This window comes from Terrabacter tumescens, from assembly GCF_014646815.1.
In the GTDB taxonomy this organism is placed as follows: domain Bacteria; phylum Actinomycetota; class Actinomycetes; order Actinomycetales; family Dermatophilaceae; genus Terrabacter; species Terrabacter tumescens.
In genome coordinates this window covers 19,449-34,242 of the sequence record NZ_BMNZ01000002.1, presented here as the reverse complement: position 1 = coordinate 34,242, position 14,794 = coordinate 19,449, and the positions used below count along the sequence as shown (strand labels likewise).

At 73.8% G+C, this 14,794-nt stretch carries 15 protein-coding genes; 2 read left to right on the top strand and 13 right to left on the bottom strand.

What is annotated here, in order from left to right; translation table 11 throughout:
• Nucleotides 1–51: 51 nt before the first annotated feature.
• Nucleotides 52–1,251 carry an acetylornithine deacetylase gene (gene argE, locus IEY30_RS04150; protein ID WP_030197145.1) on the bottom strand — a complete coding sequence of 400 codons (1,200 nt, stop codon included), beginning with the start codon at nucleotides 1,249–1,251 and terminating at the stop codon, nucleotides 52–54.
• A 120-nt stretch (nucleotides 1,252–1,371) separates the two neighbouring features.
• Between argE and IEY30_RS04145 the strand changes: the two genes are divergently transcribed.
• A complete protein-coding gene (locus IEY30_RS04145) occupies nucleotides 1,372–2,442 on the top strand; it encodes an Lrp/AsnC family transcriptional regulator (RefSeq protein ID WP_229674836.1) in 1,071 nt (356 codons plus the stop codon).
• 21 nt (nucleotides 2,443–2,463) lie between these two features.
• On the opposite strand, the gene IEY30_RS04140 is transcribed toward IEY30_RS04145, so the two are convergent.
• Both IEY30_RS04140 and IEY30_RS04135 read right to left on the bottom strand, forming a co-directional pair.
• On the bottom strand, nucleotides 2,464–2,904 hold the full coding sequence (locus IEY30_RS04140) for a VOC family protein (RefSeq protein WP_030197139.1): 441 nt from the start codon (nucleotides 2,902–2,904) through the stop codon (nucleotides 2,464–2,466).
• A gap of 90 nt (nucleotides 2,905–2,994) precedes the next feature.
• Nucleotides 2,995–3,579, bottom strand: a complete 585-nt coding sequence (locus IEY30_RS04135; RefSeq protein WP_030197136.1) for a helix-turn-helix domain-containing protein — start codon at nucleotides 3,577–3,579, stop codon at nucleotides 2,995–2,997.
• A 48-nt stretch (nucleotides 3,580–3,627) separates the two neighbouring features.
• Here IEY30_RS04135 and IEY30_RS04130 point away from each other — a divergent pair, with 48 nt between their 5' ends.
• Complete coding sequence (locus IEY30_RS04130; RefSeq protein ID WP_156035219.1) at nucleotides 3,628–4,578, top strand: class I SAM-dependent methyltransferase; 951 nt, start codon at nucleotides 3,628–3,630, stop codon at nucleotides 4,576–4,578.
• A gap of 40 nt (nucleotides 4,579–4,618) precedes the next feature.
• Here IEY30_RS04130 and IEY30_RS04125 read toward each other — a convergent pair whose 3' ends face one another.
• The 10 genes from IEY30_RS04125 to sigK form a co-directional block, all read right to left on the bottom strand.
• Complete coding sequence (locus IEY30_RS04125; protein WP_043416677.1) at nucleotides 4,619–5,086, bottom strand: GNAT family N-acetyltransferase; 468 nt, start codon at nucleotides 5,084–5,086, stop codon at nucleotides 4,619–4,621.
• 58 nt (nucleotides 5,087–5,144) lie between these two features.
• Nucleotides 5,145–6,524: a phenylacetate--CoA ligase family protein gene (locus IEY30_RS04120; protein WP_030197124.1), complete on the bottom strand. Its 1,380-nt coding sequence runs from the start codon at nucleotides 6,522–6,524 to the stop codon at nucleotides 5,145–5,147.
• Nucleotides 6,517–7,131, bottom strand: a complete 615-nt coding sequence (locus IEY30_RS04115; RefSeq protein ID WP_030197120.1) for a hypothetical protein — start codon at nucleotides 7,129–7,131, stop codon at nucleotides 6,517–6,519. The genes IEY30_RS04120 and IEY30_RS04115 overlap by 8 nt, the downstream gene beginning before the upstream one ends.
• Nucleotides 7,128–8,939 carry a vWA domain-containing protein gene (locus IEY30_RS04110; RefSeq protein ID WP_030197117.1) on the bottom strand — a complete coding sequence of 604 codons (1,812 nt, stop codon included), beginning with the start codon at nucleotides 8,937–8,939 and terminating at the stop codon, nucleotides 7,128–7,130. The genes IEY30_RS04115 and IEY30_RS04110 overlap by 4 nt, the downstream gene beginning before the upstream one ends.
• Nucleotides 8,936–9,943 (bottom strand): serine/threonine-protein kinase, encoded by a 1,008-nt coding sequence (locus IEY30_RS04105; RefSeq protein WP_030197109.1) that lies wholly within the window; start codon nucleotides 9,941–9,943, stop codon nucleotides 8,936–8,938. The genes IEY30_RS04110 and IEY30_RS04105 overlap by 4 nt, the downstream gene beginning before the upstream one ends.
• Nucleotides 9,940–11,532, bottom strand: coding sequence for a MoxR family ATPase (locus IEY30_RS04100; protein WP_030197106.1), 1,593 nt, complete (start codon nucleotides 11,530–11,532; stop codon nucleotides 9,940–9,942). The genes IEY30_RS04105 and IEY30_RS04100 overlap by 4 nt, the downstream gene beginning before the upstream one ends.
• Nucleotides 11,533–11,568: 36 nt before the next feature.
• A complete protein-coding gene (locus IEY30_RS04095) occupies nucleotides 11,569–12,594 on the bottom strand; it encodes an AAA family ATPase (RefSeq protein ID WP_030197104.1) in 1,026 nt (341 codons plus the stop codon).
• Nucleotides 12,591–13,202, bottom strand: a complete 612-nt coding sequence (gene pnuC / locus IEY30_RS04090; protein ID WP_052358474.1) for a nicotinamide riboside transporter PnuC — start codon at nucleotides 13,200–13,202, stop codon at nucleotides 12,591–12,593. Before pnuC ends, IEY30_RS04095 begins: the two co-directional genes overlap by 4 nt.
• A gap of 125 nt (nucleotides 13,203–13,327) precedes the next feature.
• Entirely contained in the window at nucleotides 13,328–14,158 is an 831-nt protein-coding gene (locus tag IEY30_RS04085) for an anti-sigma factor (protein WP_030197099.1), read from the bottom strand.
• On the bottom strand, nucleotides 14,155–14,766 hold the full coding sequence (gene sigK / locus IEY30_RS04080; protein ID WP_030197087.1) for an ECF RNA polymerase sigma factor SigK: 612 nt from the start codon (nucleotides 14,764–14,766) through the stop codon (nucleotides 14,155–14,157). Before sigK ends, IEY30_RS04085 begins: the two co-directional genes overlap by 4 nt.
• Nucleotides 14,767–14,794 lie beyond the last annotated feature (28 nt).

The window sequence follows — 14,794 nt, the reverse complement described above, 5'->3', positions numbered from 1 at the left end:
GGGCGTGAGCGTGGGCGTGGGCGTGCGGGCGTGCGGGCGTGGGGTGGGCGGTCAGGCCGTGAGGTGGCTGATGAGCTGGTCGACCAGCTCGTCGCAGCGCTCGATCTGCTCGAGGGCGACGAACTCGTCCGGAGCGTGGGCCTGGGCGATGTCGCCCGGGCCGCAGACGACGGTCGGGATGCCGGCACGCTGGAAGAGCCCGGCCTCGGTGCCGTAGGCCACCTTCTCCTCGCTCGCGGCGGCGCCGAGGCCGGTCACGAAGGCGATGACGTCCTCGTCGTCGGCCGTGTCGAGCCCTGGTGCCTGCGCGCCGATGGACACCTCGACGCGGGCGTCCGGGTTCTCCTCCCGCATGGCCGCCTCGATGCGGCGTGCCTCGGCGCGGAACGCCTCGACGGTGGCGTCGACGTCGACGGCCCCGACCGCCCGGAACTCGAACGTGAGGGAGCACTCGGCGGGGACCGTGTTGACGGCGATGCCGCCCGCGATCTGGTTGACGGTGGCGGTCGTGAACGGCACGTCGTAGTGCTCGTCGAACGGTCCGTCGGCACGGAACCCGTCGGCGACGCCACGGACGAAGCGGACGAGCTGGGCGGCATACTCGATCGCGTTGACGCCGTGGGGAGTTCGCGACGAGTGGGCCGCGACGCCGTGGAAGACGACCTCGATCATCGTCAGCGACTTGTGACCGCGGATGACGCGCATGCTCGTCGGCTCGCCCACGATGCAGGCGCGGGGACGCAGCCCGCGCTCGACGATCTCGTCCACGAGCGAGACGGCGCCGACGCAGCCGACCTCCTCGTCGTAGGAGAAGGCGAGGTGCACCGGCTCGCTGAGCGGCGTGGTGCTGAGCCGCGGCACCGCGGTCATGACGGAGCCGATGAAGGCCTTCATGTCGCACGTGCCCCGGCCGTAGAGGCGGCCGTCGCGGATCTCGGGGACGAACGGCCCGCTCGACCAGTCCTGCCCGTCGACCGGCACGACGTCGGTGTGCCCCGAGAGGACGACGCCCCCGGTGGTCGTGCCGTCGGCCGCCGGGAAGGTCGCGAGGAGGTTGGCCTTGGTGCCGTCCTCGTTGGCGACGAGGACCGGCTCGACGCCGTGCGCGCGCAGCTCGTCCGCGACGAGGTCGATGAGCGGCAGGTTGGTCTCGCGGCTCGTCGTGTCCACCTGAAGCAGCCGCCTGGTCCAGTCCAGGCTGGCCGGCTGGGTGGGGCGCGAGGTCTCGCGGGTGGTGCCAACGGACGGCATGCATCTCTCCCGGGTCGTGGTCTGCGTGCCGGGACTTGAGGTGTCCCGCACTGGTGACCGAGGATGGCAGGCATGCCACCGAGAGGCCGCTCGACGCAGGATGACGCGACGCGTCATGAGATGACGCAGGATTCCGCCGCCCGCGCCGACGAGCTGGACCTGGCCATCGTCAACTGCCTCCAGCTGCAGCCGCGCGCCTCGTGGACGCTCGTGGGCCGGGCGCTCGACATCGACCCCGTCACGGTCGCCCGCCGGTGGCAGCGCCTCTCCTCGGCCGGCATCGCCTGGGTGTCGGGTCGGGCGACCGGTCAGGGGCGCCCCGAGTCGTGCCTCGCCGTCGTCGAGCTGAGCTGCAGCGCGGCCGAGACGCTCGCCATCGCGCGGCGCGTGACCGAGCTGCCCCACGTGCTCAGCGTCGAGCACACGTCCGGACCGCGCTCGCTGACCATCCTCGTCGAGGTGCGCGACCTCGCCTTCCTCTCCCGCTTCCTCCTCGAGTCGGTCGGGACGATCCCGGGCGTCGTCGCGACGAGCAGCCACGCGGTGACCAAGGTCTACTCGATGGGCGACCACTGGCAGCTGCACGTGCTCGACCCCGCGCAGCAGGCCGTCATGCTGCGCGGGCAGCAGCCACGCCTCGACGGGCTGACGTCCGAGCAGGCCGACCTCGCCCGCGGCTACGACGCCGTGGACCGGCAGCTGATCCTGCTGCTCGGTGAGGACGGTCGTATGCCGGTCGCGACCATGGCCGCGCGCGCCGGCCTCAGCGAGAGCACCGTGCGTCGCCGTGTGGCGGGCCTCGTCGGCAACGGCCGGGTCGTCCTGCGCTGCGACATGGCCCTGCCCGACTCGGGCAGGCCGGTCATCAGCTGGCTGTGGGCGTCGGCCGACGCCGGGGACATCGACGCCGTCGCCATGACGCTGCGCCGCCTGCCCGGCATCCGCGTCTGCTGGCGGATCTCCGGGGGTGGGCCCAACCTCATGCTCGCGCTGACGACGCACTCGCTGCACGAGCTGTCCCAGGTCGAGGCGAGGCTCGCCGCGGAGGTGCCGCAGATGACGATCCACGACCGCTCGATGGTGCTGCGCTCGATCAAGCGGATGGGCCGCGAGCTGGACCTCGACGGCCGCAGCATCCGCTCGGTGCCCCTCGACATCTGGGCCGACGCCGGCGACCGGCCCCCGCGGTGACCTCGCGAGTCTCGTTTACCGTCAGCGCAGATCCTGCGACAGCGCGATGATGATCCCCTCGGGACCGCGGACGTAGCAGAGCCGGTAGACGTCCTCGTAGTCGACGATCTCTCCCATGAGCTCGCCGCCGTGGGCGACCGCGGTCTCGGCGGTGGCGTCCACGTCGTCGACCTCGAACATGATGCTCCGCAGCCCCAGCGTGTTGCTCGGGGCCGGACCCGACCCCTCGCCGACAGCCGCAGGCGAGTGGAACTTCGTCAGCTCCAGCCGGCCCTGGCCGCGCGGCGTCCGCATCATCGCGATGTCCACCCGGATGCCGTCGAGGCCGTTGATGCGGTCGACCCACGTGCCCTCGATGGGTGCGCGACCCTCGAGCTCGAGTCCGAGGGCGGTGAAGAACGCCGTGGCCTCCTCGAGGTCGTCGACGACGACGCTGACGTGGTGCAGGCTCTGGACGGTCATGGTGGGTCCTCTCGTTCGCCGCGGCTCGGTCGTCCGCTGTTGCCCGTGGGACGGAGCCGTCGCGACGTCCTCGACATGGCCGTCCTCACGCTACGGGTGGTCGTGCCCCTCGCCCGCGTCGAGATGGGCGCGCCGGCCCTCCCGGTCGAGCACGACGATGACCTCGACCGGCCCGTCCACCGCCGTGATCGCGTGCGGCACCATCGTCGAGAACTGGGCCGACTGCCCCTCCTCGACGAGCAGGACGCGCTCGCCGAGGTGCAGCCGCGCGGTCCCCGACAGCACGGTGAACCACTCGTGGCCCGGGTGCACTCCCGGCGTGCTCGTGCGACGCCGGGCGGTGATCCGCATCTTCGCGACGACGAGGCCGTTCGGCTCGTCCTCGCGGGTGAGCAGCCACGTCGTGTGGCCGTGCGCGGCGTTGCGCCGCGGATGGATGACGACGTCGTCCTCGCTCATTAGCTCGACGAGCTGGTCGATGCTCGTGCCCAGCGCGCGGGCGATGGGGCTGAGCTGGTCGATGGCGATGCGTCGGTGGCCGGTCTCGATCCGGCTCAGCGTCGAGGCGCTGAGGCCGCACCTGGCCGCGAGCGCGTCGAGGGACCACCCGCGGGCCAGACGGAGGCCGCGCACGCGGGCGCGGATCACGGCGTCGAGGTCGAGTTCTTGCGTCATCGGCAAGATCGTATGCCGCGTGCGCAAGGCCGTCGTAGCGTGGCCGTCATGACGCACCCCCATCACGAGCAGCCCCGTCACGAGCACTCCGGTCACGAGCACGCGCGTCACGAGCACGCGCCCGCCGGGCACTCCCACGACGACCTGACCTCCGAGTCGCAGGGCGCCGACCTGCTCGACCTCGACGGTGAGGTCCTCGGCGCCTACTGGGGCCGTGCCCTCGACCGGGTGCTGGCTGCAGTGACTCCGGCCCTTGCGACTGCGCAGCAGTCGGGGGCTCGGGCGCGGGTCGTCGACCTCGGGGCGGGCACCGGCACGGGGGCGCTGGGTCTGGCCTCGCGGCTGGCGGACGCGGGGATCGACGCGGAGGTCGTCGCGGTCGACGTGTCCGAGCCGTCGCTCGCGCGCGTCGCCGCCAAGGCGCAGGCCGCCGGTCTCGGCGACCGGGTGCGCACCCTGGTTGCCGACCTCGACCAGGGCTGGCCCGACCTCGCGCCGGTCGCTCTGACGTGGGCGTCGATGTCGCTGCACCACCTCGCCGACCCGGTGCGCTCGCTGGCCGAGCTCCGCCGGATCACCTCTCCGGGTGGGCTGCTCGCCGTCTCGGAGTTCGTCGAGCCGGTCCGCTTCCTGCCGGAGGACCTCGGCATCGGCCGGCCCGGCTTCGAGGGCCGCGCGCTCGAGGTGCTCGGCTCGGTGCACGCGGAGGCGCTGCCGCACCTCGGCGCGTCGTGGGCCGCGCTGCTCGCCGAGGCCGGCTGGACCGTCGTCGACGAGCACGACGTCGTCATCGACGAGCGGTCGCCGGAGCACCCGCTCGCCGGCGCCTACGCCCGCGCCTGGTTCGCGCGGCTGGCGCACGGTCTCGACGGGCGCCTCGACGCCGGCGACGAGCGCACCCTCGCGGGGCTGCTCGACGACTCCGGCCCGCACCGACTGCTGCGGAGCGCGGACCTGCACCTGCACGGCACACGCACGCTCACGATCGCGCGCGCCTGAGGGCGCGTGCGGTGCGAGCCGCCCGCGCCACCCGGTCGCGTCAGGCGCGCCGCTCCATCCGGTTCTCCGGGGGCTCGTCGGCCGGCCAGTCCTCCGGGACGCCCACGTCGACGAATCCGGCCCGCTCGTAGGCCGTGCGGGCGCGCACGTTGTCGCTGCGGACCATGAGGCAGGTCCTGCGGTCCTGGGCGGCGGCCCAGTCCACCACCGCCTCGATGAGCCGCGCGGCGGTCCCGGTGCCGCGGGCCTCCGGAGCCACCCACATCGAGATGAGCTCGACCCACTCGTCCCCGTCCGGCTGCCCGCTGACGACCCCGACGATGCGGCCGGACTCCTGCGCCAGCAGGGTCAGCGGCACCTGGGTCAGGCGGTCCCGCCAGCGCTCGACGGGCGCGTCGACCCAGTCCTCGTGGCGCGAGCCGAAGGCCGTCGGGGCGTCGGCCAGGGACGCCAGCCGCACCTCCCGGAAGCGCTCCCAGTCGTCAGGTCCGATGCGCGTGATCTCCACCCGGCGAACCTAGCGAACCGCGGCGGCCCCGGCGCACTCCTTTCCGCGTCTACAGCGTCTACGGCGCGCTCGCGAAGCGACGGGGCTTGCCGGGACCGAGGTCGGCGGCATCGGCGACCGGCTCGACGGCGACCGGGCGGTCGAGCAGCGCCTCGAGGGCCCGGCGCAGGCCTTCGCCGTCGCCGCCGAGGCAGCGCGCCGTCACAGCGCCGTCCGCGTCCTGTCGCACCGACCACGCCCTGACGCCGAAGCGCTGGAGCTGCTGGGTCAGCTCGACGGACTGCACACGTCGACCGTCGCCCGCGGTGAAGACGATCGCCGAGCGTCCCTCGAGACCGACGACCCGACGGCCGGCGCCGGTCCCGACGAGCGCGCCGCGGTCACCGGTGCGGTAGCGCAGGAGCGGCAGGTAGGGGTTCTCCAGCGACGACACGGTGAGGTCGCCCGGCACTCCGTCGGGCACCGGCTGGCCGCCGTCGTCGACGACCTCGACCCACATCCGGCGCGGCACGAGCACGTGCCCGGCCCCGGCAGCGGTCTCGCAGGCGACCGGCCCCACCTCGCGCAGCCCGTAGAGGTCGAGCACGGGCGCGCCGAACGCCGATTCGAGGTGGGCGCGCGCCGGGGTCGCGAGGTCGACGGCACCGGAGACGAGGGCGAGCGGCGAGCACGGGAGGTCGAGGGCGGCATACGTCTGCAGGGTGAGGGCCGAGCCCGTGACGACCTGAGGGTCGGCCCCCGTGAGGAAGGCCCGCCGCGCGTCGTCGTCCGGCCATGCCGACGGGTGGAGGCTGACGCGCGACATCGACTGGCCGCCGCGCAACGTCATGGCGGACGCGTACGTGAAGGCCTGCTCCTGGTCGACAACGCTGAGCAGGCCCATACGAGAGGGGTCCTCGCGCCACTGCACCCCGACGCCCGCGAGGAGCAGGTCGAGCAGGGCGAGGTCCTTGGCGATGTCGACGGGGTGCCACGGGATGACCAGCGCCGAGCCGCTCGAGCCCGAGCTCGTGCCCTGCACCACCCGGTCGAGCGGCAGGTCGACAGGCACGAAGTCGGCCACGCCGCGGGCGAGATCGGCGCGGGTCGTCGTCGGCACGTCGCGCCAGTCACGGATCCCGAGCCGCCGCAGGTGCGGCACGACGCGGGCGAGCCGCTCGGTCTCGGCGAGCAGCCAGTCGGGTGGCTGGTCCGTCGCCCCGGCAGCGATCGCGGGCACGTCGCGCGCCCACTCCGCGATGGCCGCGTGGTCGGCTGCCGTGAGCAGGTCCCCGCACGCGTGGCTCCAGGCGGGGGCGTATGCGTGGTGCCGGAGGGCGTCGAGGCGCTCGCGTCCGCCGTGGTCGAGGGCGGGGAAGCGCTCGGCGTCGGAGCGCACGGCCGCCCCCATCGGCTCGTAGCCCGGGAGGGCGGTCGGGCGCGAGACCGGGTCAGACATGGGTGTACTGCGCCGCCGCCTCCTGGGCGCGCTTGTCGGCCAGGGCCTTGGCGAGCTCGGCGGCACGCTGCTGCTCGAGCGCCGCGAGGCGCAGCGCGTCGGACCGCAGGCCTGTGCTCACCGACTGCCACCGGTCCTCGGACTGCGCGTGCGTCTCCCCGCGGGGACGGATCGCCATGCAGCGCAACAGGGCTCGCACGACCTCCTCGTGGCGGTCCGGGTCGTCACCGAACCACTGGCGCAGGGGCACGACGCCCACGAGCGCCGTGAAGTGCTCGATGCCCGCGGCGGTGTCGACGGGGGCGCGCGCGCCGAGCACGGGTCGCAGCGACGGCTCCGTCACGAGGTGGGCGGCGACCTGGGCCGCGAGGCGCTCCGGCAGGGCGGCGCCGCCGAGACGGCGCACGGCGGACAGGGCGTCCGCCTCCAGGGGAGCGTCCGTCACGAGCTCCAGGGCGTCGCGCAGCACGGCCTCGGTGACGACCTCGGGTCGCAGGAACGCCTGGGGCGTGGCGACGAGCCGGTCGGTGAGGGTGCGCAGCCACGGGCCCTCGTCGGAGTGGGCGAGCGGCTGCTCGAGCGGGTTCGGGGCGGTGCGGTCGGTCATCGGAGGGTCCTCCTCGGGCCAGTGTCCCAGTGCCGGCGGGCGAAGTGGCGGGCCAGCGTCACGACGTCGTCGAGTCCGGCGACGGCCTCCACGACGTAGTCGCCCGCCATCGTGCGGGTGCGCTCGGCAACCTGGGGCGCGACCCGGAGCACGAGGGTGCCGCCCCCGCCGGCGTGGTCGAGCGCCCGCGTGGCGGCGGTCTCGAGGCCGGCGTCCTGCCCGCGGCCGAACATGGACTCGACCCCGTCGTCGGAGATGACGGCGATGTGGCAGCGGCGACGCGTCGACCGCGCCGCGGGCAGCCCGTCGTGGGCGGCGGCGAGGCCGTGGAGCGGGAAGCTCGTGCCGCCGCCGTGGTAGGTCAGCAGGGCCGTCATCAGCCGGTCGCGGTCGGTGCCGAGGTCGCCGCTCGAGGTGACCTGCCCCGGGCTCGACCAGCTCGTCACGCGCACCCGGGCCCCGGCGCGCAGGGCGGAGAGCACGAGCACCGCTCCGCCGAGGACGGCGGGCGACACGAGCCCACGCGGGTCGGGCATCGAGCCGCTCGAGTCGACGTAGAGGTCGAGGTCGACGGGACGTTCGACGGGGTCGAGGCCCTCGGCCGCCTCGACGACCCGGCGCTGGGTCGTCATCCCCGGCAGCACCGTGGCCGAGCGCAGGGTCGTGCCGGTCCAGTCGAGGTCGGTCAGGTCGTCACCGAGCTCCCACGTCTCGAGCCCCTGCAGCTCGGGCTCGCTCACGGGCTGCTCGTGGTCGACCGGGAACGGCACGAGGTGGCGCCGGGCTCGGGCGACGTACCAGTCGACCGCGGCGTCGCGGGTGGTGCCGAGGGTGGCGTAGAGCGTCGCGAGGTCGGCTGGCCCGAAGACCTGGCCCGACCCCTGGCCGGTGCCCTGGGGCTCGCCGTCGGCCGTCCCCGGCGCGCCGGCGCCACCGGACGCGGGCGCCTGGCTGTTGACTCGGGGGTCGAGTGCCGGGTGCACGGGCAGCTCCGCGAGAGAGTCGTCCTCGGCGACGTCGGGCGCCGTGCCGGCTCCGCCGGTCACCCGGCACGGACCCTGCAGCCCCTCCTCGGTGGGCTCGGGCAGCCACCGGCGCATCAGCGCCGCGAAGCCGCCCGCACCGCCCACCGCGTCGCGCGCGAAGACCCGCGCGTGGCGGGCCAGGAAACTGGCGTCGACCTCCTCCTCCGCGCCCAGGGGTGGCACGAGGCTGCCCCTGGGCAGCGACCACAGGAGCTCGTATGCCCTGAGGTAGACGTCGAAGTACGTCGCCTCCGTAGGTGGCTTGCCTCGCCTGGTTGACCGGGTGGTGTCCACTGCGGACGCAGGCTCGGCCTGCTGGGCGGCGACGGTCCCGCGCGAGGCCCGGTAGGGCGCGGTCATGTCCAGCCCGGACAGCCGTGTCAGTCGGTCGTTGATGAGCAGGTCGGTCCAGAGGTTCGAGACCATCGGGGCGTCCGCGTCACGGTCGACGAGCCCGCGACGGCAGCGCTCGACGATGCGCGCGCGCCCGGTCGCGTCGGCCGGTGCGAGCACGTGGTGGCCGATCTCGTGCGCCAGCACCGGCACCGGGATGTCCTCGATGCCGAGACGGACGACGGCGCGCAGGTCGATCGTCGCCCCGACGGCGTCCATGTCGAACCACGCGAAGCTCGTGGTGCCGGGCGGGTCCGCCGGGGTCAGGAAGCGCGGCTCGCCGAGCCGCAGGGACGGTCCCCAGCACTCGAGGGCCGCAGGCCAGGCTGCGCGCCAGCGGGACTCGAGCGCGACCCAGTCCACGGCAGGCGGCCGCGCGGCGACCGTCACGGCGTGGCTCCGCCGTCGGCGACGAGCAGCAGTCGGTGGCTCGACCGTCGGCTGACGAGGACGACCCCACCGGCGCGCACGGCCCCGGTGACGTCGTCGCCGTAGCGGTCCCACCACGCCTGCCGGGGCGCCGGCCCCGCCGCATCGGAGTCCGGCTCGCTCTCGTCGGGCAGCACGGCCTCGCCGAACGCGTCGGTGAGCACCGTCCAGCGGGTCTGGCCCGACACGACGCTCCAGCGGTGCCCGTCCCCGCCGGTGACGACCGGCGGCAGCAGCCAGGCGCCGCCGAAGCCCCGGAAGGCGCCGATCGGTCGCTCCGTCACCGGTCCACCCCAGGCGCAGGGCACCTCGGCATTGCGGGCGAGCAGGTCGCGGACGTCCTGACCAGGCTCGACCCGCAGGACCGCGTCGGCCACGGCATCGGGCAGGTTGGGCACGAGCGACCTTGCGGCAGAGCGCAGCCGCACGTGACCGGCCCGCCAGGCCGACACGGCGCCGACCTCGCGCACTCGGTCGTCGGTGAGCGGCACGCCGGACGGCCAGGCCGCCAGTCCCGCTTCGATGCCGCGCGCCCAGTGGGTGGCGTCAGCCCGACCGGACACCTGCGCGGCCGCGGTGACGAGGTCGTCGATGACGAGCGGTGTCACGGTGCGCAGGTCCAGGCGCAGCGCCGGCACGACCCACTCGAGCACCCAGCGGGAGACCGACCCCTCGCCGAATCGCCCTGCACCGACGAGGGCCACGACGGATCGCGCCCAGTGCGTCGCCCACCGGTCGACGACCGGCTGCGCGACGGCCGGTCCTGCGCCGCCCTGGCGCGCGACGAGCCGGTCGAAGCCCGGCCCCACCGCCCGCAGGCCCTCGGCCAGCGCACGGTCCGCCGCGCCCCCGGCCCGCGCCACGTCGAGGTCCCGCGCCAACGTGCCCGAGACCCGCCGCAGCGCCGCAGCCCAGAGCGGCGCCGGCTCGGCCGCTCCGCCTGGCCCCACGGCATACGTGCTCATGACGACCAGCGCAGCCAGGAGAGGTAGTTCGTGTAGCGCTGGTGGAGGTACTTCAGCGTCAGCGCGTCGTCGAAGGTGTGGCCGTAGACCTTGCGCTGTGCGGCGATCGACGTGAGCAGCCGCCCGACGTGGGTGATCCGGGCGCGCACCTCGCCGGCGCCGAGCCCGTCGAGCCCCCGGTCGAAGAGGGCGAGTGCGTCACCGACCGGGTCGTCGTGGTCGAGCCCGTCGGCGTCGAACTGCCGGCACGTCGTGTCGAACATCGCGTGCAGCCACGACACCCGGTCGAGCCGCAGCGCCGCCGTGTCGTCCTGCTCGAACACGCGGGCCTCGGTGTCCATCGGCAGCTTCTGGAAGAGCACGAAGGGCAGGACCGCGCGCACGTGGTCGACCCCGACGGCGTCGTCGCCGCGGAAGAGCGCCATCGCCTTGCTGTAGAGCACGAGCGACTGGAGCGCGCGCACCGAAAGGCCCGCGGTCGTCTGGGTGCCGACGTCGCTGAGCGCGTCGCGGCCGGTGTCGTCCTGCTGCACGAGGTGGGGGTCGACGCCGGCGAGTCGCGCGGTGTCCTTGGTGCGGTACTCGAACTGGCTGCCCGCACGCTCGAGGTACTCGAACTGCCCCGCGAAGTGCTCGATCCGGCGCAGCACCGGCCGCGGGATGGGCACGTCGAGGACGGCCCGGTGCAGCCGGTCGTGCTCGGCCTCGGTGAAGACGATCGAGTCGGGCACGACGTCCTCGGGCCGCACGCCGCGCTCGGCCCTGGCCACGAGCGCCGAGAGGAAGCGGTTGTTGAAGGGCAGCGCCGCGACGACGACGTCGATGCGGTCCCGGAGCGCGTCGATGACCTGGTAGGTGCCGCCGCCCGCGTCGTCGTTGGCCGTGAGATACCACGCGCTCGCCCCGGTCTCGTAGACCTGGTCGAAGGTCTCGACGTAGCCGTCGGCGAGCACGGTGAGCAGCGCCGACTGCGTGCGCGTCGGGATGCGGTTGTACTCGTCGACGATCTTGACGCGCATGCCCAGCCACGAGCGCCACGCGACGTCGACGTCCGACAGCTTCTCGGCCTCGACGAGGTCGCGCGGCAAAGGCGTGCCGAAGAGGTCGGCGACGGTCAGCTGCGGGTGCCCGTGCTGCATGCCGCGACGCATCTCGGTCGGTGTGTAGCCGGCGAGCACGCCCATGAGCAGGGCGCTCGCGGTCTTGCCACGGCCCGGGCCGCCGACCATGAGGCAGCGCCCGCGCACCATGAAGGTCAGCAGCGGCATGAGCACGTAGCTGGAGTAGGACTGCCCGCTCGGCAGCGTCAGCTCACCGCGACTGTCCCCCAACGGGATCCGCTCGCTGGGACCGTCGTGGAACTCGACGTCGTAGTGCGGGCTGATGATGGCGTGGTTCGTGATCCAGAAGTACGCCTGACGCAGCTTCTCGTCGAGCGGCGGCCCCGCGTCGGGCGTGGCCTCGCGGGACGTGCCGTAGAGGTCGGTGAGGTCGAGCTCGTCCGTGTGCCGCCCGGCGGCGCCCGGGCGCGTCGGTGCGTTCGAGACGTGGCCGAGCCCCGTGTGTGCCTGCTCCCCTGACGTGGTCACCCGTGCGATTGTGCCAGCCGGGTGGTGGCCGGGTCGTCAGCCCACCGGGTCGGCGAGGTCCCAGCCCGCGGCGACGACCTCGTCGACCGCAGCGGTGGCGACGGCGAGCCGCTCCTCGTGGCTGCCACGCACCTCGACCCACGGCACCTCGCGGGCGGCGAGCTCCTCACGGAAGCGCCCCTGCATCCACTCGCGCACGTGCTCGCCGTCGCGCATCCCGTCCTGCACGAAGGGGATCTCGTCGCCGGTGAGGACGTAGAGCGCCGGCGCGGGTCGGGCGCGGGCAAGGGCGCGCACCGTCGGCGACGGTGACCCGACGTAGCGTTCGTGCCACAGCGTCGTCGCGAAGACATCGGTGTCGCAGACGACGAGCGGTCGCGGGGCCGCGGCGGCAGCCGCGTCCTCCTGCGCGGCCTGCTCACGGGCGACGAGGTCGAACTCGGCCGTGTGCCACGGCGCGGCCAGGCCGCCCGGGCGCCGCTCGGTCCACTCGCGTCCGAACTCGGGCACGACGGTCGTGCCGTAGTGCGCCCCGAGCGCGTCGGCGAGGGTCGTCGTGCCCGTCGACTCGGCGCCCACGACGACGACCCGCTTGGCGAACCAGGCCCGCACCGGCGACGGCAGCGCCCACCACGAGCCGCCGACATCGGCGCGCACCGCGGTGCCCGAGATCGGGATCGAGGCGCGGCCGGGGTCGACCTGCACCCACGTCGCGCCGAGCCGCCGGGCCATCTCCTCGCCGTAGGCGTCGCTGGTGAAGACCGCGTCGACCGGCCCGTCGAGGTGCGACTCGATGACCGCCATGTGCAGGTCCCACACCTCCGGCGAGTCGAAGTCGACGTCGTGGTCGTCGGGGGCCGCGACGACCCTCGCCGTCGGGTGCTCGGCCTGCACCCAGCCGACCCGGACGTCGACGGGGATCGACTCGACGGCGTGCGCCATGACCTCGACGGTGACCCGGTCGCACGAGCCCGTCGCCGCCCGCACGAGCGCCTGGTGCCCGGCGTGGAAGGGGTAGAACTTGCCGATGACGAGCCCGTGCCCGTGACGTGCCGGGCTCACCGCGAACCCACGGCTGCCAAGACCGCGTCGTCGTTGCCGGCCACGTCCGCGGGTGCGTCGCGCAACCGCCACCACTGGAGGAGGCCGACGGCGCAGAGGACGACGAACCCGGCATACAGGATCGCCGTCAGCGTCAGGCCCTTGTGCAGGTAGAGAGGGACGTAGAGCAGGTCGGCGGCGATCCACAGCACCCAGTTGCCGATCCACTTGAAGCTCAGCATGAGCTGGGCCACGAGGCTGAGCGACGTCGTCAGGGCGTCCCACGTCGGCACGTCCGAGTCGGTGTGCCTGGTCAGCAGCGACCAGACGGCCCACGTCGCGGCCGCCACGAGCACGACGGCGACCGGCCAGAACCAGCGCGGCGTGCGGCGCACCGTCAGCGGGCCGCGGTCGGGTCCGCCGCGCAGCCACGCCCACCAGCCGAGCACCGCGAGCGCGATGTAGAGCACCTGCAGGCCCGCGTCGCCGTAGAGGCCCGAGCCGGTGAAGAGCACGAGGAAGAGGAGATTGTTGGCGATGCCGACGGGGAAGTTCCACACGCTGCGGCGCACCACGAGGGCCACGCAGGCCGCCCCCGTGACGAAGCCCGCGACCTCGGTCCAGTCCATGGTGCGTCAACGTACACGCGTGCGGACACGGCGGAGTCGGGCGGTCACGAGCCCCTGGCGAGGAAGCCGGGAGCGGGCTCGTGACCGCCCGACGTTCGGGCGACCGGTCGTGCGGGTCAGGCAGGTCAGGCGAAGGCGACGAACGCGACGGGGTTGGAGGTCGGCTGGTCGGAGCCGCCCGCGGGCTCGACGGTGATGCCCGCGCCCTTGGAGTGGCTGGCGTCGCCGCTCAGCACGACCACCTGGTCGCCGCCGCCGGGCATGAGGCCCGCCGACGTCATGTGACCCGTCGCGTCCTGGAGCCACAGCTGGAAGACCTTGCCCGAGGGCGGCTGCGACATGCCGGACGTGACGATGACGGCCTTGTGGAGCGAGTTGGAGCGGACGACAGTGGCCGTCGCGCCGCCGGCGAGCCGCGCCCCGTAGCGCGTGGCGTCGGGCGCCGCGAGCACCTGGTCGGCGATGGCCCGGGACGGGTCCTTGTCGATCTGCTTCCAGACGGTGAACCCGCCGATGGCGAGCACGGCCACCGTGGCGGCCGCGACGACCATGCGCCAGCCGCGGGCGAGCCCACGGGTGGAGCGGGACCGGCGGCGCTCGGTGAGCTCGTCGGGGCGCTCGACCGGGGTGGCAGCAGTGGCCGGACCTGCGGCGGGAGCATGGTCGGGCGCCGACGGCGTGGACGTGACGTCCTCGTCGGCGGAGTCGTGCTGCGGAGCCGTCAGCGGCGGCAGCGGACGGACGGACGAGATGTCGGCGAGCACCTTGGCCCGGAGCGAGGCCGGCGGGGCGACCTCGGTCAGCACCGACAGCTCCGACGCCGCGGCGACGAGGCTCTCGACCTCGGCCCGGCACGCGGAGCAGCCGTTGAGGTGGCGCTCGAACCGGGCCCGCTCGACGTCGTCGAGGGCGTCGACGGCATATGCGCCGGAGAGCGCGTGGATGTCCTCGCTCACAGGGTCACCCCCAACGTGTCTCGTAGTCTGATGAGTCCATCACGGATGCGTGTCTTCGCGGTCCCGAGTGGCAGGTCGAGCATGGTCGCCACCTCCGTGTGCGTGTATCCCGAGAGGTAGGCCAGCTCGAGGGCCTGCCGCTGAACGGCTGTCAAGGTCTCCAACGCCCGATGAACCCGCTCCGCATCGAGCCGTTCGACGACGGTCTCCGCGGTGGAGTCGTGCGTGACCTCCTGGTTGCTGGCGCCGTAACCCTCGTCACGGTGCCGGGCCGCCTCGGCCGAGCGGACCCGGTCGACGGCCTTGCGGTGGGCGATCGTGAGCATCCACGACATCGCACCACCCTTGCTCGGGTCGAAGCGTGCGCTGTGACGCCAGATCTCGAGGAAGACCTCCTGGGTCACCTCCTCGGACTGGGCCGGGTCGCGCACGACGCGACGGACGAGACCCAAGAGCCGGGAGGAGACGGCGTCGTAGAGGTCTGCGAACGCCGTCTCGTCTCCCGTCGCTGCTCGGCGGAGCAGCTGCTCCAGCTGGACTGGGCGGGCGGGCCCCTCCGGCGACTCATCGCCGGAGGGGACCACCGAGAACCGTGACATGGGGTCCATTGTGTCGCCCGTCGTCGTGCTCTGCGTC

Bases quoted from the DNA above. Each gene is read 5' to 3' on its own strand.
- argE (WP_030197145.1), bottom strand. From the start codon at position 1,251: ATGCCGTCCGTTGGCACCACCCGCGAGACCTCGCGCCCCACCCAGCCG.
- IEY30_RS04145 (WP_229674836.1), top strand. From the start codon at position 1,372: ATGACGCAGGATTCCGCCGCCCGCGCCGACGAGCTGGACCTGGCCATC.
- IEY30_RS04140 (WP_030197139.1), bottom strand. From the start codon at position 2,904: ATGACCGTCCAGAGCCTGCACCACGTCAGCGTCGTCGTCGACGACCTC.
- IEY30_RS04135 (WP_030197136.1), bottom strand. From the start codon at position 3,579: ATGACGCAAGAACTCGACCTCGACGCCGTGATCCGCGCCCGCGTGCGC.
- IEY30_RS04130 (WP_156035219.1), top strand. From the start codon at position 3,628: ATGACGCACCCCCATCACGAGCAGCCCCGTCACGAGCACTCCGGTCAC.
- IEY30_RS04120 (WP_030197124.1), bottom strand. From the start codon at position 6,524: ATGTCTGACCCGGTCTCGCGCCCGACCGCCCTCCCGGGCTACGAGCCG.
- IEY30_RS04115 (WP_030197120.1), bottom strand. From the start codon at position 7,131: ATGACCGACCGCACCGCCCCGAACCCGCTCGAGCAGCCGCTCGCCCAC.
- IEY30_RS04105 (WP_030197109.1), bottom strand. From the start codon at position 9,943: ATGAGCACGTATGCCGTGGGGCCAGGCGGAGCGGCCGAGCCGGCGCCG.
- pnuC (WP_052358474.1), bottom strand. From the start codon at position 13,202: ATGGACTGGACCGAGGTCGCGGGCTTCGTCACGGGGGCGGCCTGCGTG.
- sigK (WP_030197087.1), bottom strand. From the start codon at position 14,766: ATGGACCCCATGTCACGGTTCTCGGTGGTCCCCTCCGGCGATGAGTCG.